The organism is Caballeronia sp. 11_S32 (genome assembly GCF_056930355.1).
The window spans coordinates 1,153,834-1,172,410 of record NZ_JBXOWH010000003.1 but is presented as its reverse complement, the minus strand read 5'-3'; the positions used below and the strand labels follow the sequence as shown (position 1 = coordinate 1,172,410).

Sequence of the window (18,577 nt, the reverse complement as noted above, 5' to 3'; positions counted from 1 at the left end):
CTTGCCGGCTATCGAAGAGAATACGCACGGAGAACCGGCAGCATGAATTTCGATGTAGCGATCGTGGGAAGCGGCCTCGCAGGCTTGAGCGTTGCGCTGAATCTGGCCGAAACGCGGCGTGTCGCGATTCTGGCGAAGCGCGCGGCGAGCGTGGGCGCAAGCGACTGGGCGCAAGGCGGCATCGCGGCCGTGCTGGACTCGGCCGACAGCGTCGACAACCACGTCGACGATACGCTCGTCGCGGGCGGCGGCCTGTGCGACGAAGCGGCGACGCGCTTCATCGTCGAGAACGGGCGCGCGGCTATCGAATGGCTCATCGACGAAGGTGTGCCCTTCACGCGCGATGTCTCCGCCGAGCTCGGCTTCCATCTGACGCGCGAAGGCGGCCATAGTCACCGCCGGATCATTCACGCAGCCGACGCCACCGGTCACGCGGTCGTCACGACCTTGAGCGAGCGCGTACGCAACCATCCGAACATCACCGTTCTCGAAGATCATTACGCGATCGACCTGATCACGTCCGATCGCCTCGGGCTGCCGGGACACCGCTGTCACGGGCTTTACGCGCTCGATCTCAACTCGGGCCGCACCGTGACGATCCAGGCGCCGCACACCGTGCTCGCAACGGGGGGCGCGGGCAAGGTCTATCTCTACACAACGAATCCCGACACCGCGACCGGCGACGGCATCGCGATGGCGTGGCGCGCGGGCTGCCGCGTCGCGAACATGGAGTTCATCCAGTTTCATCCGACGTGCCTGTTTCACCCCTACGCGAAGTCGTTCCTCATTTCCGAAGCGGTGCGCGGCGAAGGCGGCATTCTGCGCCTGCCGGACGGCACGCGCTTCATGCCCGCGCACGACGAGCGCGCCGAACTCGCGCCGCGCGATATCGTCGCGCGCGCGATCGACTTCGAAATCAAGAAGCGCGGCATCGATTGCGTGTATCTCGACATCAGCCATCAGCCGCGCGCGTTTCTCGAAGAGCACTTTCCGACGATCCTCGCGCGCTGCCGCGAATTCGGCATCGATATCGCGAAGGAGCCGATTCCGGTCGTGCCGGCCGCGCATTACACGTGCGGCGGCGTCGTCACGGATCTCGCAGGGCGCACGGATCGACCGGGACTGTATGCGGTCGGCGAAACCTCGTACACCGGCCTGCATGGCGCGAACCGGCTCGCGAGCAACTCGCTGCTCGAATGCCTCGTGATCGGCCGCGCAGCGGCGCAGGCGATCGAAGCGGACGGGTTCTCGAACGGCTGTCACGCTGAATTGCCCGACTGGGACGAGAGCCGCGTGTCCGATCCGGATGAGGAAGTGGTCGTCGCGCACAACTGGGACGAGCTGCGTCGTCTGATGTGGAATTACGTGGGCATCGTGCGCACGGACAAGCGCCTGGCGCGCGCGCAGCATCGGCTCGCGCTCCTGCGCGACGAGATCCACGAGTACTACGCGAACTTCAAGGTGAGCCGCGACCTGCTGGAATTGCGCAATCTTGTGGATGTGGCGTCGCTGATCGTGGAAAGCGCGTGCTCGCGGCGCGAGAGCCGCGGCCTGCACTACAGCCGCGACTGGCCCGAGACCTTGCCGAAGGCGTTGCCGACGGTGCTGATGCCGCCGGCCGCGCGCCGCACGAGCCTTTAAAGAATACGCATCGAGAAGTCGGTCGCGCGCACGTCCTTCGTGAGCGCGCCGATGGAAATGCGGTCTACGCCGGTTTCCGCGATAGCGCGAACCGTATCGAAATTCACGCCGCCGGACACTTCGAGCAACGCACGCCCCGCCGTGATGCGCACCGCGTCGCGCATCATGTCGGGCGTGAAGTTGTCGAGCAGGATCGATTCCGCGCAATGTGCCAGCGCCGTTTCGAGCTGCTCCAGCGTTTCCACTTCGATCTGAATCGGCACGCCGGCATTCAGGGCGAGCGCCGCGTTCATTGCCGCGCCTACACCACCCGCCGCCGCGATGTGGTTTTCCTTGATCAGAATGCCGTCGTAGAGCGCGAGACGCTGGTTCGCGCCGCCGCCCACCCGCACTGCGTACTTCTGCGCGAGCCGCAAGCCCGGCAGCGTCTTGCGCGTATCGAGGATGCACGCGCGCGTGCCTTCGATTGCATCGACATAGCGGCGCGTCGCCGTTGCGACACCCGAAAGCAGCTGCAGGAAGTTCAAACCGTTGCGCTCCGCGGTGAGCAGCGAGCGCGACGGCCCGTGCAGCAGCACGACGGGCGAATTCGCCGCCATGCGCTCCCCCTCGCGGTATTGCCATTCGACTTCGATCGTCGGATCGACGCGGCGCATCACCTCCTCGAACCACGGCACGCCGCACAGCACCGCTTCCTCGCGCACGATGATGCGCGCCGTGCGCCGCGAATCCGCGGGCACGAGACGGCCGGTGACGTCGCCGCTGCCGACGTCTTCATCGAGGGCATCGACGACATTGCGCGCGAGCGCTACGTCGAACGCTTCGCCGTATTGGGCGCGGACTTCTTCGAAAATGGACGAGACAGCCATCACGCGGCTCCCACGTTCGTGAACAGCACGCTGTCCTTGGCAAGATCGCCGCTCGTCTGCACGCGCTTCTTGTGGCGCGCGGCGAAGTCGAGCATGCGGTCGATCGGCACGCGTGCACGCAGCCCGATGGCCGGATCCACGTGGATCTCGTTGTGACCGCGCTCCAGCACGTCGGCGAGATTGGCGAGGCCGTTCATCGCCATCCACGGGCAATGCGCGCAGCTCTTGCAGGTCGCGCTGTTGCCGGCGGTCGGCGCTTCGATGAAGGTCTTGCCGGGCGCGGCGAGCCGCATCTTGTGCAGAATGCCGAGATCCGTCGCGACGATGAAGCGCTTCGCGTCCATACGCACGGCGGCATCGATGAGCTGCGTGGTCGAGCCGACGACATCCGCGAGCGCGACGACGCCCTCCGGCGATTCCGGATGCACGAGAATCTTCGCATCGGGATACTCATTGCGCAGCAGATCGAGTTCGATGCCCTTGAATTCGTCGTGGACGAGACACGAGCCCTGCCACAGCAGCATGTCCGCGCCTGTCTTTTTCTGAATGTAGTTGCCGAGGTGCCGGTCCGGCGCCCACAGAATCTTTTCGCCACGCGCGTGGAGATCGGCGACGATCTCCAGACCGATCGACGATGTGACCATCCAGTCCGCGCGCGCCTTCACGGCCGCGCTCGTATTCGCATACACGACGACCGTGCGGTCCGGATGCGCGTCGCAGAACGCGGAGAACTCGTCGGCGGGGCAACCGAGGTCGAGCGAGCACGTCGCGTCGAGATCGGGCATCAGCACGCGCTTGTCCGGGCTCAGGATCCTGGCCGTCTCGCCCATGAAGCGCACGCCCGCCACCACCAGCGTCTTCGCCGCATGATCGCGGCCGAAGCGCGCCATTTCGAGCGAATCGGCGACGCAGCCGCCGGTTTCGTCGGCGAGCTCCTGGAGTTCGGCATCGACATAATAATGCGCGACCAATACCGCCTCTTCCCGCTTCAGAAGCGCGCGAATGCGCTCCTTCAGCTCGCGCTTCTCTTCCGGCGACGGCGCGCTCGGCACCCGCGCCCACGCCTCGCCCACTCCACACGTGAGGCCTTGCGGCCGGTCGTACTCGACGCTCCTAATCGCTTCCATGTCCCTGTCCCCTGCTCCATGCCAACAACGTGACGCGAAAATTCAGCCGCCAAAAACAAAGACCCCGCCAGAGCGGGGTCTTGTGACGTCCTTAAATTTTAACGGATATCGCGCGTCAGGCGTAGCGGCGCAGGCGCAAAGCGAAATCCTGCAGAGCCTTGATGCCGCTCTGTTCCGCGCGATGGCACCAGTCCTGCAATTGCGTGACCAGTTGCTCGCGCGACGCGTTGGAGCGATCCCACATCGAAGACAGGTCCTTGCGCAGTTCGATGAAGGTGCGCAGTTTCTGGTTGTCCGAAGTGAGTTCCGGCAGCTGCTTGAGTTGCGGCTCGTTCAGGCCGTCCTCTTCCTTGTGGAACCACTTTCGCGCGCCGCGCATCAACTGATACTTTTCGCGCGCGCCGGCTTCCTTCAGCTTTGCCAGTTCCTGCGCGTAGGCGCGCTTGAGCGCCTTGCCGTAACGCGCCATCACTTCGTAGCGGTTCGACAGCACGGCCTGCAGCGTGTCCTGATCCACAACGGCCTTGCTCGCGGCGAGCTTCGGCGTCGGCGCGACCTTCTTCACTTTCGCGAGGCCGACCATCGACATCATGCGGATATACATCCAGCCGATATCGAACTCGTACCACTTGCTCGACAGCTTCGCGGAAGTCGCGAACGTGTGGTGATTGTTATGCAGCTCCTCGCCGCCGATCAGAATGCCGAGCGGGAAAATGTTCGTCGATGCATCCGACGAATTGAAGTTGCGGTAGCCCCACCAGTGCGCGAGACCGTTGACAACGCCCGCCGCCCAGAACGGAATCCAGATCATCTGCACGGCCCACACCGACAGACCGACGATGCCGAACAGCGCGACGTCGATCACCATCATGACGCTGATGCCGAGAATCGGATAACGCGTGTAGACGTTACGCTCCATCCAGTCGTTCGGCGTGCCGTGACTGAATTTGCGCATGGTTTCTTCGTTTTTCGCTTCGGTGCGATAGAGTTCCGCGCCTTCGAGCAGCACCTTCCAGATGCCGCGCGTCTGCGGGCTGTGCGGATCTTCCTCGGTTTCGCACTTGGCGTGGTGCTTGCGGTGGATCGCCGCCCACTGGCCGGTCAACATGCCTGTGGTCATCCACAGCCAGAAGCGGAAGAAATGGCTCGCGACGGGATGCAGGTCCAGCGCGCGGTGCGCCTGGCAGCGGTGCAGATAGATGGTGACGCCGGCGATAGTGACGTGAGTCATCGCGAGCGTGAACAGCAGAATCTGCCACCAGGAAAAGTCCAGCAATCCGTTGGCGAGAAATTCGAGCGAAGAATTCAGCAAGGCGGTTTACCTGTGTAGCTGTGAAATTCGGGAAAAATGGCCGGTCAAACCAACTTCGGGCGACGTGTTGTGCGCATGAAAGGAACGCGCGCAAGTTCGATCGCATTCTACTGCATGCGTTCCAAGTCGTTGTCCTAAAGGTGAAATTTTTTGAATCGTAGCAAAACGAGGAAAATCTGACGCCTCGAAATGGTGTTGATTCCCCTGCCAAATCGAACGATTGCGAAAGATTGCGTCTGTCGCGGGCAATCAGGCCGCAGGGGCCGCACCGCGATCAGGAGTTTCGGCATTTAGTACCGATTCGCCGCCCGCTCGGGCGACGCCATCGATAATCCTTATCTCGCGCTGAGCGTACGGGATTTCAATGCCGTGCTCCGAGAATAACCGCCAGACCGCGCGATTCACGTGCGACTTTACGCCGCCCGTGCCCTTTGCGGCTTCCTCGATCCAGAAACTCAGCTCCAGATTGATGCCGTCCGCGCCGAAACTCGCGAGCAGCGCGGCGGGCGCCGGGTCCTGCAGCACGCGCTCGACGCCCTGCGTCGCCTCGACGAGCAGTTGCATTGCGCGTTCGACGTCGCAGCGGTAGCTCACCTGCACCGCGATCTTGGCATTGCCGCGCGTAAGGTACGACGAATGGTTCTGCACCACATCGGTGATGAGCTTTTCGTTCGGAATCAGCGTCTCGATTCCATCGAGCCCGCGCACGACCGTGTAGCGCGTGCGGATCTGCGTGACGGTGCCCTGACTGCCGGCGACGTTGATCATGTCGCCCAAGCGCAGCGAGCGGTCGAGCAGGATGATGAAGCCCGACACGTAATTGCTCGCGATCTTCTGCAAGCCGAAGCCGAGCCCGACGCCGAGCGCGCCGCCGAACACGCCGAGCACCGTGATGTCGATGCCGACGATCGACAGGCTCACGAGAATCGCGGCGAGGATCATCAGCGCCCGTCCGACGCGCGCGAGCACGACCTTCAGGTTCGCATCGAGGGAACGGGCGCGCATCAGACGGTCGTCGAGCAGCGCGCCCGCCCACATCGCGACGATCAGCGTCACGCACACCCACAGCACGCCCGACGCGAGCGAGAGCAGCGTCATGTGCGCGTTCGCGAAGTTGAAGCGCACGCTCGCCATCCAGTGGACGACATCGTCCTGGATGCCCATCACGGTGAGCAGCATCGCGACCCAGACGATCACCGTCACGAGCTTCTCGAAAAGATAGAGCAGCGCGTTCGCCTCGTGCTCCGCCTGGCCGCGGCTGAACACGCGCCGCGCGACGTAGAGCATCGTGTAGATCACGGTGATGCCGCACAGCGGCACGAGCGCGAGACGCAGGAACGACGTGTGGATGAACGGCGTCAGCGCCACCTGCGCGATCGACACGAACACCGTGCCGAGCAGCGGAAAGAGCGCCTTGTTGAGGCTTTCCGCGCTGAAGCGCACCGCTTCGAAGCGCGACTGGCGGCGCGCATCGAGCTTCTTGCGAAGCACGCGCGCGCACCACCAGGCGACCACGAGCAGGCCAAGCAGCACCGCGACCTGCCAGATCATCTCCGGCTCGCCGAAATCGCGGAAAAGCCGTGCGGAGAGTTCGGACAGGAAGCGGTTCTGCATTGCTTACGCGGATTCTTCAGCCGCTTTGGGCGCTTTCGCTGCGTCGGGCACGCGCTCCAGCACCGCCGCGAAGAAGCCGTCGGTGCCGTGCTTGTGCGGCCACAGCGAAAGGAATTCGCCCGTGTCCAGGTCGATGCGCTGTTCGGCGAGCACGTCGCGCGCGGGCACGACGCGGAAGTTCGGATGCGTCTCGAGGAACTGCTTCACGACGCCTTCGTTCTCCGCTTCGAGCATCGAGCAGGTCGCGTACACGAGACGCCCGCCGGTTTTCACGAGGCGCGCGGCGCTCGTGAGGATCGAGAGCTGCTTCGGCGTCAGTTCGGCGACCGTCGCGGGCGACTGGCGCCACTTGAGGTCCGGGTTGCGGCGCAGCGTGCCCAGGCCGGAACACGGCGCATCGACGAGCACGCGGTCGATCTTGCCCGCGAGTCGCTTGATCTTCGCGTCGTGCTCGCTGTCGATCAGCACGGGATTCACGTTCGACAGTCCGCTGCGCGCAAGGCGCGGCTTCAGCTTGGCGAGACGCCGGTCGGAGACGTCGAACGCGTAGAGGCGGCCAGTCGAGCGCATCATCGCGCCGAGGGCGAGCGTCTTGCCGCCCGCGCCCGCGCAGAAATCGACGATCATCTCGCCGCGGCGCGGGGCGATGAGCGAGCAGAGCAGCTGGCTGCCCTCGTCCTGCACTTCGATCCAGCCTTCCTGGAACGGCGCGAGACGCGTCAGCGCCGGCTTGCCTTCCACGCGGATGCCGAACGGCGCGAAAGGCATTTCGCCTGCGTCGATGCCCGCAGCGGCCAGCGCCTTCAGCACATCGTCGCGGCTCGCCTTGATCGGATTCGCGCGCAGGTCGAGCGGCGCAGGATAGTTCAGCGCGGCGGCGAGTTGCGCGAGCTCCTCGGGCTCGAAACGCTTGCCCATCGCGTCGTAGATCCACTGCGGCAGGTTCGTGCGCACGCGCACGGGCAGGCTCGCCGGATCGATCTTCGAGACTTGAGCGAGCCACTGGTGCTCGTCGGCGGAAACGAAAGGCTTGAGCGCCGTGAGACCGGCCGTCTGCATCAGCCCGAGCAGCGCGAGACGGCGCGCCTGGTTGCCGCTGCCGCTTTCCGCGAGGTGCGAAAACTCCATTTTCCGGCGCAGCACCGCGAACACGGCTTCGGCGATCACGCCGCGCTCGCTGTGTCCGAGCTTCGGATGCGCGCGGAAAAAGCGGCTCGTCGCGGCATCGGCGGGGCCGGCGAAGCGCAGCACGTCCGCCAGCAATGTTTCGGTTTGTCCGATCAGAAATCCATGCAGCCTCATGCGCCCTCCCCGGCAATGTCGGCAAAGAGCCATTGCGGCTCAGACGGCGTGAGCGCGACGCGCTCCCCTTCGATAGAAAGACGCCCTTCGATGAACCAGCGCACCGCGCGCGGGTAAATGACGTGCTCGACCTTCAGCACGCGCGCGGCGAGCGCCGCGGCATCGTCGCCGGCGATGACCGGCACCGCGCCCTGCGCCACGATCGGCCCGTGATCCAGCGTGGGCGTGACGAAATGCACGCTCGCGCCGTGCACGCGCACGCCGGCGTCGAGCGCCTGCTGATGCGTGCGCAGGCCCGGAAAACACGGCAGCAGCGACGGATGAATGTTCAGCATGCGCCCGGCATATTTCCCGACGAAGGCGTCGGTCAGCACGCGCATGAAGCCCGCCAGCACGACGAGATCCGGCTCGAAGCGATCGATTTCACCCGCGAGCGCGGCATCGAACGATTCGCGCCCGTCGAACTGACGATGATCGACTACAGCGGTTGCGATGCCGTTCGCTTGCGCGAAGCCAAGCCCGGCGGCATCGGGCCGGTTGGAAATGACCGCGCAGATGCGGGCCGGCCAGCCTTCGCGCGCGCACGCACGCACGACGGCCTCCATGTTGCTTCCGCGTCCGGAGATCAGAATGACGATTTTTTTCATCCGCGGATTTTATCATTCGCGGGGTGCGAAAATCGTGCCAAACGGGATCGGCGCGGGCGCCGGCCTGGCCGCGCGCGCCCGTCGGTCCGTGCGAGCGTTTATAATCTAACGCTTTGCGGCATCAGCCCCGCCCACCGACCAACGCCTATCGTGAGAGTCTTTCGCGGCCTCCCCAATGCCGAAAGCCGGGCGCCCTGCGCACTGACCATCGGCAACTTCGACGGTGTCCATCGCGGTCACCAGGCGCTGCTCGCGCACGTGCGGGCCGCGGCCGACGCGCGCGGCCTGCCGGTCTGCGTGATGACCTTCGAGCCGCACCCGCGCGAGTTCTTCAATCCGTCGGGCGCGCCGCCGCGCATCGCGATGCTGCGCGACAAGCTCGAAGCGCTGCGCACCAACGGTGTCGATCGCGTGGTGGTCGAGCATTTCAACAAGACGTTCGCGAGCCAGTCGCCGGAAACGTTCGTGAAGAACGTCATCGTCGATGGCCTGCACGCGCGCTGGGTGATGGTCGGCGACGACTTCTGCTACGGCGCGAAACGCGCGGGCAATTTCGCTTCGCTGAAGGCCGCCGGCGAAAAACACGGCTTCGAAGTCGAGCAGATGGCCACCGTCGCGCATCCGAACGGCGCGCGCATTTCGTCGTCGTCGGTGCGGGCGTCGCTCGTCGCGGGCGACCTCGACGCGGCGCAAGTCGCGCTCGGGCGTCCGTACATCATCAGCGGGCACGTCGTGCACGGCGCGAAGCTCGGCCGCGATCTCGGCTTTCCCACGCTGAACCTGCCGATTGCGCACAAGCGTCCGGCGCTCGCGGGCATTTTCGTCGTGCGCGTGCACGGCCTCGCCGAAGAACCGCTGCCCGCCGTGGCGAGTCTCGGGCTGCGTCCGACCGTCGACGATTCCGGCCGCGTGCTGCTCGAAGTCTTCGTGCTCGACTGGCATGGCGACGCGTACGGCAAGCTCGTGCGCATCGAGTTCCTCAAGAAACTGCGCGACGAGGAAAAGTTCGTCGACCTCGAAACGCTCGGTGCCGCCATCGCGAAGGATGTCGACAACGCGCGCGCGTACTTCGGCCTGCCGCCCGCGAGCAATGCCGGCAGCCGCGCCACGGGCTTCGCCATTTCGGCGACCGACCGAATTAGGTGAGCGCGCGGCGCTTCACGTGCCGCCCGCTGCCCCGCCTACCGATCATCGCGCGCCCAGACAAGCGCCGTCTCACCGAATTCACTGAGTCACCCATGAGCGACAAGAAAGAGAAAGCCTCCTCGAAGTATCCCGTCAACCTGCTCGACACGCCCTTTCCGATGCGCGGCGACCTGCCCAAGCGCGAGCCCGCGTGGGTCAAGGAATGGCAGGACAACAAGATCTACGAGAAGATCCGCGCGGCATCGAAGGGCCGCAAGAAGTTCATCCTGCACGACGGCCCGCCGTATGCGAACGGCGACATCCACCTGGGCCACGCCGTCAACAAGATCCTGAAGGACATGATCGTCAAGGCGCGCAATCTCGCGGGCTTCGACGCCGTCTACGTGCCGGGCTGGGACTGCCACGGCATGCCGATCGAAATCCAGATCGAAAAGCAGTTCGGCAAATCGCTGCCCGCCGCCGAAGTGATGCAGAAGGCGCGCGCGTACGCGGGCGAGCAGATCGAGAAGCAGAAGGTCGGGTTCCGGCGCCTGGGCGTGCTCGGCGACTGGGACAACCCGTACAAGACGATGAACTTCGCCAACGAAGCGGGCGAAATCCGCGCGCTCGGCAAGATCATGGAAAAGGGCTTCGTGTTCCGCGGCCTCAAGCCCGTGAACTGGTGCTTCGACTGCGGCTCGGCGCTGGCGGAAGCGGAAGTCGAGTACAAGGACAAGACCGATCCGACCATCGACGTGATGTTCGCGTTCGCGGACCCGGAGAAGACCGCGCAGGCGTTCGGGCTGAATGCGCTGCCGAAGGCGGAAGGCGGCATCGTCATCTGGACGACGACGCCCTGGACCATCCCCGCCAACCAGGCGCTCAATGTGCATCCGGAGATCGTCTACGCGCTCGTCGATACGCCGCGCGGTCTGCTGATCCTGGCGCAGGAGCGTGTCGAGGCGTGCCTGCAGAACTACGGCCTGACCGGTGAAGTCATCGCAACGGCGGCCGGCGAGAAGCTCGCCAACCTGCGCTTCCATCATCCGCTCGCGGCCGCGCATCCGGGCTACAAGCGCACGTCGCCGGTCTATCTCGGCGACTACGTGACGACCGAAAGCGGCACGGGCATCGTGCACTCGTCGCCGGCGTATGGCGTCGAGGACTTCGTGTCGTGCAAGGCGCACGGCATGGCGGATTCCGACATCATCAATCCGGTGATGGGGGATGGCCGCTATATCGAATCGCTGCCGCTCTTCGGCGGCCTGTCGATCTGGAAGGCGAATCCGCAGATCGTCGAGGCGCTCGAGGGCGCGGCCTCGCTGCTCAAGAGCGAAAAGTACACGCACAGCTACATGCACTGCTGGCGCCACAAGACGCCGATCATCTATCGCGCGACCTCGCAATGGTTTGCCGGCATGGACGTGAAGCCGAAGGACGGCGGCCGCACGCTGCGCGAGATCGCGCTCGAAGGCGTCGAGAATACGGCGTTCTATCCGTCGTGGGGCAAGCAACGTCTCTACAGCATGATCGCGAACCGCCCGGACTGGACGCTCTCGCGTCAGCGTCAATGGGGCGTGCCGATGGCGTTCTTCGTGCACAAGGAAACTGGCGAGCTGCATCCGCGCACGCTGGAGCTGCTGGAGGAAGTGGCAAAGCGCGTCGAGGAAGGCGGCATCGAGACGTGGCAGAAACTCGATCCGCAGGAGCTGATCGGCGACGACGCCAACATGTACGAAAAGAACCGCGACACGCTCGACGTGTGGTTCGACTCCGGCACGACGCACTGGCACGTGCTGCGCGGCTCGCACAAGGATTCGCTGCAATTCCCGGCGGACCTTTACCTCGAAGGCTCGGACCAGCATCGCGGCTGGTTCCATTCGTCGCTCCTGACAGCGTCGATGCTCGATGGCCGTCCGCCTTACGACGCGCTGCTCACGCACGGCTTCACGGTCGATGGCGAAGGCCGCAAGATGTCGAAGTCGCTCGGCAACGGTATCGATCCGCATGAGGTATCGAACCGGCTGGGCGCGGAGATCATCCGCTTGTGGATCGCATCGACGGACTATTCCGGCGAGCTCGCGATCTCCGAGGAAATCCTGAAGCGCGTGACGGAAACGTATCGCCGTATCCGCAACACGCTGCGCTTCCTGCTCGCGAACCTCTCCGACTTCGATGTCGGCAAGAACGCGCTGCCGGTTCAGGAGTGGCTCGAAATCGATCGCTACGCGGTCGCGCTCACGCGCAACCTGCAGGACGACGCGCTCTCGCACTACGAGAAGTACGAGTTCCATCCGGTCGTCGCGAAGATCGCGACGTTCTGCTCGGAAGATCTCGGCGGCTTCTATCTCGACGTGCTGAAGGATCGTCTCTACACGACGAAGCCCGATTCGCGCGAGCGCCGCAGCGCGCAGACCGCGCTGTTCCATATCGCGCACGGCTTGCTGCGTCTCGTCGCGCCGTATCTGTCGTTCACGGCGGAAGAGGCCTACAAGGTGCTCAAGCCGGGTCAGGACACGATCTTCACCGAAGTGTTCGCAAGCTATCCGGACATCGCGAACGGCGGCGATCTGCTCGACAAGTGGACGCTCATCCGCAACGCGCGCAGCGACGTGACCAAGGCCCTCGAAGAAGCGCGCACGGCGAACCAGATCGGTTCGTCGCTGCAGGCGGAAGTCATGGTTCGTGCAAGCGGCGCGCGTTACGACGCGCTGGCGAGCCTCGACGATGCATTGCGTTTCGTGCTGATCACTTCGTCCGCGAAGGTCGAGAAGGTGGCGAGCGAAGCCGATGAAGGCGTGGACGTGACGGCATCGAGCTATATGAAGTGCGAGCGCTGTTGGCACTACTGCGCGGACGTCGGCTCGCACGCGGAGCATCCCGGCCTGTGCGGCCGCTGCTTCTCCAACCTCTTCGGCGCCGGCGAAACGCGGGGCGCAGCATAATGGCTCGAACGATGGCGAAACAAACTACCGGTAAAGCCGCGAGCAGCGGATCGCTCGCGCCGTGGCTCGGCGTCGCGCTGATCGTGATTCTGTTCGACCAGTTGACGAAGATTGCCGTGCAGCGCGTGTTCGCCTACGGCGATCCACACGCGCTCACGCCCTTCTTCAACCTGCTGCTCGTCTACAACCGCGGCGCGGCGTTCAGCTTCCTCGCGATGGCGGGCGGCTGGCAGCGCTGGGCGTTCACGGCGCTGGGCGTGGTCGCGGCCGTGGTGATCTGCTACCTGCTGAAGAAGCACGCGACGCAGCGGCTCTTCTGCCTCGCGCTCTCGCTCATCATGGGCGGCGCGATCGGCAACGTGATCGACCGCATCGCGTACGGGCATGTCATCGACTTTCTCGACTTTCACGTGAACGCGTGGCACTGGCCCGCGTTCAACCTCGCCGACAGCGCGATCACCGTCGGCGCGGTGCTGCTCGTGTTCGACGAATTGCGGCGCGTGCGCGGTTCGCGTTGATGTTCACGATGCGGCTCCGTCCTCGGAGCCGTGTTCTTTTGCGACGGAGGCAAGTTGGAACTCGCAGGCAAACATCTCGTTTTGGGGCTGACCGGCGGCATCGCCTGCTACAAGATCGCTGAGTTGACGCGCCTGCTCATCAAGGCGGGCGCGACCGTGCAGATCGTGATGACCGAAGCGGCCACGCAGTTCATCACGCCCGTCACGATGCAGGCGCTCTCCGGCCGTCCCGTCTACACGTCGCAATGGGATGCGCGCATGCCCAACAACATGCCGCACATCGATCTCTCGCGGGAAGCCGATGCCATCGTCATCGCGCCCGCCTCCACCGACTTCATGGCGAAGCTCGCGCACGGCATGTGCGACGACCTGCTTTCCACGCTATGCATCGCGCGCGATTGTCCGCTGCTCGTCGTCCCCGCGATGAACCGGCAGATGTGGCAGAACCCGGCGACGCAGCGCAATGTCACGCAGCTTCGCGCGGACGGCGTCGAAGTGCTCGGCCCGGATTCCGGCTCTCAGGCGTGCGGCGAAGTCGGCGATGGCCGCATGATCGAGCCCGAAGCCGCGTTCGAAGCGATCTGCGCGTTCTTCCAGCCGAAGATCCTGCGCGGCCAGCGCGTGCTGATTACGGCAGGCCCGACCTTCGAGCCGCTCGATCCGGTACGCGGCATCACCAATCGCTCGTCGGGGAAGATGGGCTTCGCGCTCGCGCGCGCGGCGGCGCAGGCTGGCGCGGACGTGCATCTCGTCGCAGGGCCCGTTTCATTGCCGACGCCCTGGGGCGTGTATCGCGAAGACGTGCAGACCGCGCAGCAGATGCACGACGCCGTGATGGCCGCGACGCCCGATGCCGATATCTTCATCGCGGTCGCCGCGGTCGCGGACTGGCGCATCGATCACGTCAGCAAACAGAAGATCAAGAAAACCGCCGATACTTTGCCGACATTCAACTTCGTCGAGAATCCGGACATTCTCGCTGCGGTGGCGAAGCTGCCGAACCCGCCCTACTGTGTCGGCTTCGCGGCGGAAAGCGGCGATCTCGACGTGCACGGTGCGGAGAAGCGCAAGCGCAAAGGCGTGCCGTTGCTCATCGGCAATATCGGGCAACTCACCTTCGGGCGCGACGACAATGAAGTCGTGCTCTTCGAAGAAAGCGGCACGACGCCGCTGCCGCGCGCGGACAAGCAGCAACTCGCGCGCACGTTGATAGCGGAAATCGCCCGGCGCGCGCCGAAGACCGGCGGCCCGCTTCTCTCATGACACGATGACGAAGCTCTCAGTTCTCGATCAGACGCCGGTCATCCACGGCCACACGACCGCCGACGCGATCGCCGCGACGCTCGATCTCGCACAGCTCGCCGATGATCTCGGCTACACACGCTACTGGTGCGCGGAGCATCACGGTTTATACGGCGTGTCGAACCCGTGCCCGGAAGTGATGCTCGCGCGCATCGGCAGCCTGACGAAGCGCATTCGCATCGGCTCGGGCGGCGTGATGCTGCCGTATTACTCGTCGTTCAAGGTGGCCGAGCAGTTTCTGATGCTCGAGGCGCTGTTTCCGAACCGCGTGGATCTGGGCGTTGGACGCGCGCCCGGCGGCGACATGCGCACGGCGCAGGCGGTCGCGGCTGGTTCGTACAATCGCGGCGACATCTTCCCGCAGCAGGTCGCGGAACTGGTCGCGCTTTTCAGCGGCAACCTTCCCGACGACTCGCTCGCCAAGGGCGTGCTGCTGCAGCCGCAGATCGACACGCGTCCGGAACTGTGGATGCTCGGCTCCAGCGATTTCGGCGGTCTGCTCGCCGCGCAGCTTGGCATTCGCTTCGCGTTCGCGCATTTCATCAACGCGCAGTATGGGCATCGCGTGGCGGAAGCGTATCGCGAGCGCTTCACACCGGGTCACGAAGAGAAGCCCTATCTCGCCGCAGCGGTGTTCGTCATTTGCGCGGATACCGATCGCGAAGCCGAAGCGCTCGAACGCGCCGTCGATCTGCGTCGCGTGCAGATGGCGTATGGGATCAATCAGCCGATTCCATCCATCGCGCAAGGCATTTCGCAGGTCTACGGCGAACGCGAGCTCGCGGTGATCGCGCATGAGAAGGCGCGCAGCATCATCGGCACGCCGGAGCGCGTCACGGAAAAACTGCACGCGCTGCAGGAGCAATTCAACGCCGACGAACTGATCGTGCTCACGGTCTCCGGCAGCTACGCCGCGCGCACGCGGTCCTATCAACTCCTGGCCGAAGCCTTCGAGCTCGGCCGCTGAAGCCTCGATCCATGAAACTCGACGTCAAGATTCTCGACGCGCGCATGCGCGACTACATGCCCGCCTACGCCACGCCCGGCAGCGCGGGCCTCGATCTGCGCGCGTGTCTCGATGCGCCGCTCGTCATCGAGCCGCATCAGACCGTGCTCGTGCCGACCGGCCTCGCGATCCATCTCGCCGACCCCGGCTACGCCGCGATGATCCTGCCGCGCTCGGGTCTCGGCCACAAGCACGGCATCGTGCTCGGTAATCTCGTGGGCCTGATCGATTCGGATTACCAGGGCCAACTGATGGTCTCGACGTGGAACCGCGGCGACACCGCGTTCACGCTCAACCCTATGGAGCGTCTCGCGCAAATGGTCATCGTGCCCGTCGTGCAGGCGCAGTTCAATATCGTCGACGACTTCGAGACGAGCGAGCGCGGCGCGGGCGGTTTCGGCAGCACCGGCAAACACTGAGCCTCGTCGCAGACTGAAAGACGAAAAAAAACGGCGCGGTCGAAACCGCGCCGTTTTCGCTTCTGCAGACCCCTTCGATCAATCCACTTCGATTGCTTCCGGATTCGGATTGCGCGGCGGCGCCGAGTTCTCGTCGAACGTCAGCTGAACCTTGTCGTCCGCGTCGACATCCACCGTCACGCGGCCGCCGTTGACCAGCTTGCCGAACAGCAGTTCGTCGGCCAGCGCACGACGGATCGTGTCCTGGATCAGACGCTGCATCGGCCGCGCGCCCATCAGTGGATCGAAACCGTGCTTCGCGAGATGCTTGCGCAGCGAATCGGTGAAGACCGCATCGACCTTCTTCTCGTGCAACTGATCTTCCAGCTGCATGAGGAACTTGTCGACCACGCGCAGGATGATTTCCTCGTCCAGCGAACGGAAGCTGATGATCGCATCCAGACGGTTGCGGAACTCCGGCGTGAACATGCGCTTGATGTCGGCCATTTCGTCGCCCGACTCGCGGCGCGATGTGAAGCCGATCACCGCCTTGCCCATTGCTTCGGCGCCCGCGTTCGTCGTCATGATGATGATGACGTTGCGGAAATCCGCCTTGCGTCCGTTGTTGTCCGTCAGCGTGCCATGGTCCATGACCTGCAGCAGCACGTTGTAGATGTCCGGATGCGCCTTCTCGATTTCATCGAGCAGCAGCACGCAGTGCGGCTTCTTCGTGACGGCTTCGGTCAGAAGACCGCCCTGATCGAAACCGACATAGCCCGGCGGCGCGCCGATCAGACGGCTCACCGCATGGCGCTCCATGTATTCCGACATGTCGAAGCGCAGCAGTTCGATGCCCAGCGTGAACGCGAGCTGTTTCGCGACCTCGGTCTTGCCGACGCCGGTCGGGCCGGAGAACAGGAACGCGCCGATGGGCTTGTCCAGCTTGCCGAGACCCGCGCGCGCCATCTTGATCGATGCCGACAGCGCGTCGATGGCCGGATCCTGGCCGAACACGACAGCCTTGAGATCGCGATCGAGCGTCTGGAGCTTGCTGCGGTCGTCCTGCGACACGCTCTGCGCCGGCACGCGCGCGATCTTCGAGATGATCTCTTCGATCTCGGCCTTGCCGATGGTCTTCTTCTGCTTCGACTTCGGCAGGATGCGTTGCGCCGCGCCCGCTTCGTCGATCACATCGATGGCCTTGTCCGGCAGATGACGGTCCGTGATGAAACGCGCCGAAAGCTCAGCCGCCGCCGACAGCGCACCCGACGAGTACTTCACGCCGTGATGCTCTTCGAAGCGCGTCTTGAGGCCGCGCAGGATCGCAACGGTCTGCTCGACCGTCGGCTCGGTGACGTCGACCTTCTGGAAGCGCCGCGACAGCGCCGCGTCCTTCTCGAAGATGCCGCGATATTCCGTGAACGTGGTCGCGCCGATGCACTTCAGCTGCCCCGACGACAACGCCGGCTTCAGCAGGTTCGATGCGTCGAGCGTGCCGCCCGATGCCGCGCCCGCGCCGATCAGCGTGTGAATTTCGTCGATGAACAGAATGGCGTGCGGACGCTCCTTCAGTTCCTTCAGCACCGTCTTCAGACGTTGCTCGAAATCGCCACGATACTTCGTGCCCGCGAGCAGCGCGCCCATGTCGAGCGAATACACTTGCGCGTCGGCAAGAATGTCCGGCACTTCGCCGCGCGTGATGCGCCACGCGAGGCCTTCGGCGATCGCGGTCTTCCCGACGCCAGCCTCACCGACGAGCAGCGGATTGTTCTTGCGGCGGCGGCACAGCACCTGCACCACGCGCTCGACTTCCAACTCGCGGCCGATCAGCGGATCGATCTTGCCGTCCTTCGCGAGCTGGTTGAGATTCTGTGTGAACTGGGCGAGCGGCGTTTCCTTCTGCGCGGCGGCGTCTTCCGATTCCGGATTGGTTTCGCTGTTCGCCTTCGCGGCATCGCCACTGTTGGTCTTCGCAATCCCGTGCGAAATGAAATTCACGACATCCAGACGCGTCACGCCCTGCTGTTGCAGGTAGTACACCGCGTGCGAGTCCTTCTCGCCGAAGATCGCGACCAGCACGTTCGCGCCGGTCACTTCCTTCTTGCCGTTCGAGGTCGATTGCACGTGCATGATCGCGCGCTGGATCACGCGCTGGAAACCAAGCGTCGGCTGAGTATCGACGTCGTCCGTGCCCGGCACGGTCGGCGTGTTGTCATGAATGAAATTGCGCAGGTTCTGACGCAAATCTTCAATATTGGCTGCGCAGGCGCGCAACACTTCAGCCGCGGTCGGATTGTCCAACAGGGCGAGCAGCAGATGCTCGACCGTTATGAACTCATGCCGCGCCTGACGTGCTTCCATAAACGCCATGTGCAGACTGACTTCCAGTTCCTGGGCAATCATGCTTCCTCCATCACGCACTGCAGCGGGTGCCCCGCTTGCCGTGCATGGCTAACGACTTGCTCAACTTTGGTCGACGCAATATCTCGCGTGTAGACCCCACAAACTCCCCTGCCTTCGCGATGAACCTTCAGCATGATCTGCGTCGCAGTCTCACGATCCTTATTGAAGTATTCCTGCACGACCATCACGACGAATTCCATCGGCGTGAAGTCGTCATTCAGCAGCACCACTTTGTACATGGCCGGCTTCTTGAGCTTCTGCTCCTGCCGCTCCAGTACCGTGCCATCCTGCTTGTTGGGATTGATCGCCATACACCCATTCTAAACAACACGGACGCCCTCGCAATTGCTGCTCCAGCACCGACCATC

At 64.2% G+C, this 18,577-nt stretch carries 15 protein-coding genes; 7 read left to right on the top strand and 8 right to left on the bottom strand.

Annotated elements, in window-relative coordinates; all coding sequences use genetic code 11:
* Window positions 1-42 precede the first annotated feature (42 nt).
* On the top strand, window positions 43-1,641 hold the full coding sequence (gene nadB / locus AC1Z32_RS17015; protein WP_483479734.1) for an L-aspartate oxidase: 1,599 nt from the start codon (window positions 43-45) through the stop codon (window positions 1,639-1,641).
* Here nadB and nadC read toward each other — a convergent pair.
* The 6 genes from nadC to purN form a co-directional block, all read right to left on the bottom strand.
* Window positions 1,638-2,510 (bottom strand): carboxylating nicotinate-nucleotide diphosphorylase, encoded by an 873-nt coding sequence (gene nadC, locus AC1Z32_RS17010; protein WP_483479733.1) that lies wholly within the window; start codon window positions 2,508-2,510, stop codon window positions 1,638-1,640. The two genes, nadB and nadC, sit on opposite strands and share 4 nt — an antisense overlap.
* The gene (gene nadA, locus AC1Z32_RS17005) at window positions 2,510-3,637 is read right to left on the bottom strand and encodes a quinolinate synthase NadA (RefSeq protein WP_483479732.1); all 1,128 of its coding nucleotides are present in this window, start codon (window positions 3,635-3,637) and stop codon (window positions 2,510-2,512) included. The genes nadC and nadA overlap by 1 nt, the downstream gene beginning before the upstream one ends.
* A 115-nt stretch (window positions 3,638-3,752) precedes the next feature.
* Complete coding sequence (locus AC1Z32_RS17000; protein ID WP_483479731.1) at window positions 3,753-4,949, bottom strand: DesA family fatty acid desaturase; 1,197 nt, start codon at window positions 4,947-4,949, stop codon at window positions 3,753-3,755.
* 249 nt (window positions 4,950-5,198) lie between these two features.
* Window positions 5,199-6,563, bottom strand: coding sequence for a mechanosensitive ion channel family protein (locus tag AC1Z32_RS16995; protein WP_483479730.1), 1,365 nt, complete (start codon window positions 6,561-6,563; stop codon window positions 5,199-5,201).
* A gap of 3 nt (window positions 6,564-6,566) precedes the next feature.
* Complete coding sequence (locus tag AC1Z32_RS16990) at window positions 6,567-7,865, bottom strand: RsmB/NOP family class I SAM-dependent RNA methyltransferase (protein WP_483479729.1); 1,299 nt, start codon at window positions 7,863-7,865, stop codon at window positions 6,567-6,569.
* Window positions 7,862-8,512 (bottom strand): phosphoribosylglycinamide formyltransferase, encoded by a 651-nt coding sequence (gene purN / locus AC1Z32_RS16985; protein ID WP_483479728.1) that lies wholly within the window; start codon window positions 8,510-8,512, stop codon window positions 7,862-7,864. Before purN ends, AC1Z32_RS16990 begins: the two co-directional genes overlap by 4 nt.
* A 150-nt stretch (window positions 8,513-8,662) precedes the next feature.
* On the opposite strand from purN, the gene AC1Z32_RS16980 reads away from it, so the two are divergent.
* From AC1Z32_RS16980 to dut, 6 genes are all read left to right on the top strand, one after another.
* On the top strand, window positions 8,663-9,658 hold the full coding sequence (locus tag AC1Z32_RS16980) for a bifunctional riboflavin kinase/FAD synthetase (RefSeq protein WP_483479727.1): 996 nt from the start codon (window positions 8,663-8,665) through the stop codon (window positions 9,656-9,658).
* 92 nt (window positions 9,659-9,750) lie between these two features.
* The gene (gene ileS / locus AC1Z32_RS16975) at window positions 9,751-12,582 is read left to right on the top strand and encodes an isoleucine--tRNA ligase (RefSeq protein WP_483479726.1); all 2,832 of its coding nucleotides are present in this window, start codon (window positions 9,751-9,753) and stop codon (window positions 12,580-12,582) included.
* Complete coding sequence (lspA, locus tag AC1Z32_RS16970) at window positions 12,582-13,100, top strand: signal peptidase II (RefSeq protein ID WP_062608819.1); 519 nt, start codon at window positions 12,582-12,584, stop codon at window positions 13,098-13,100. The genes ileS and lspA overlap by 1 nt, the downstream gene beginning before the upstream one ends.
* Window positions 13,101-13,154: 54 nt before the next feature.
* Window positions 13,155-14,363, top strand: coding sequence for a bifunctional phosphopantothenoylcysteine decarboxylase/phosphopantothenate--cysteine ligase CoaBC (coaBC, locus tag AC1Z32_RS16965; RefSeq protein WP_483479725.1), 1,209 nt, complete (start codon window positions 13,155-13,157; stop codon window positions 14,361-14,363).
* A 4-nt stretch (window positions 14,364-14,367) separates the two neighbouring features.
* A complete protein-coding gene (locus tag AC1Z32_RS16960) occupies window positions 14,368-15,369 on the top strand; it encodes an LLM class flavin-dependent oxidoreductase (protein WP_483479724.1) in 1,002 nt (333 codons plus the stop codon).
* Between the two features lie 11 nt (window positions 15,370-15,380).
* A complete protein-coding gene (gene dut / locus AC1Z32_RS16955; RefSeq protein ID WP_483479723.1) occupies window positions 15,381-15,827 on the top strand; it encodes a dUTP diphosphatase in 447 nt (148 codons plus the stop codon).
* A 78-nt stretch (window positions 15,828-15,905) separates the two neighbouring features.
* Here the strand turns inward: dut and clpA are convergent, their stop codons facing one another.
* Window positions 15,906-18,209, bottom strand: a complete 2,304-nt coding sequence (clpA, locus tag AC1Z32_RS16950) for an ATP-dependent Clp protease ATP-binding subunit ClpA (RefSeq protein WP_483479722.1) — start codon at window positions 18,207-18,209, stop codon at window positions 15,906-15,908.
* Complete coding sequence (gene clpS, locus AC1Z32_RS16945; protein ID WP_014190611.1) at window positions 18,206-18,520, bottom strand: ATP-dependent Clp protease adapter ClpS; 315 nt, start codon at window positions 18,518-18,520, stop codon at window positions 18,206-18,208. Before clpS ends, clpA begins: the two co-directional genes overlap by 4 nt.
* Between the last annotated feature and the right edge of the window lie 57 nt (window positions 18,521-18,577).

What these genes read in the sequence shown, in the direction of transcription:
- dut (WP_483479723.1), top strand. Translation starts at nt 15,381, where the DNA reads ATGAAACTCGACGTCAAGATTCTCGACGCGCGCATGCGCGACTACATG.
- AC1Z32_RS16960 (WP_483479724.1), top strand. Translation starts at nt 14,368, where the DNA reads ATGACGAAGCTCTCAGTTCTCGATCAGACGCCGGTCATCCACGGCCAC.
- clpS (WP_014190611.1), bottom strand. Translation starts at nt 18,520, where the DNA reads ATGGCGATCAATCCCAACAAGCAGGATGGCACGGTACTGGAGCGGCAG.
- nadB (WP_483479734.1), top strand. Translation starts at nt 43, where the DNA reads ATGAATTTCGATGTAGCGATCGTGGGAAGCGGCCTCGCAGGCTTGAGC.
- AC1Z32_RS16990 (WP_483479729.1), bottom strand. Translation starts at nt 7,865, where the DNA reads ATGAGGCTGCATGGATTTCTGATCGGACAAACCGAAACATTGCTGGCG.
- purN (WP_483479728.1), bottom strand. Translation starts at nt 8,512, where the DNA reads ATGAAAAAAATCGTCATTCTGATCTCCGGACGCGGAAGCAACATGGAG.
- nadC (WP_483479733.1), bottom strand. Translation starts at nt 2,510, where the DNA reads ATGGCTGTCTCGTCCATTTTCGAAGAAGTCCGCGCCCAATACGGCGAA.
- lspA (WP_062608819.1), top strand. Translation starts at nt 12,582, where the DNA reads ATGGCTCGAACGATGGCGAAACAAACTACCGGTAAAGCCGCGAGCAGC.
- ileS (WP_483479726.1), top strand. Translation starts at nt 9,751, where the DNA reads ATGAGCGACAAGAAAGAGAAAGCCTCCTCGAAGTATCCCGTCAACCTG.
- clpA (WP_483479722.1), bottom strand. Translation starts at nt 18,209, where the DNA reads ATGATTGCCCAGGAACTGGAAGTCAGTCTGCACATGGCGTTTATGGAA.
- nadA (WP_483479732.1), bottom strand. Translation starts at nt 3,637, where the DNA reads ATGGAAGCGATTAGGAGCGTCGAGTACGACCGGCCGCAAGGCCTCACG.
- AC1Z32_RS16995 (WP_483479730.1), bottom strand. Translation starts at nt 6,563, where the DNA reads ATGCAGAACCGCTTCCTGTCCGAACTCTCCGCACGGCTTTTCCGCGAT.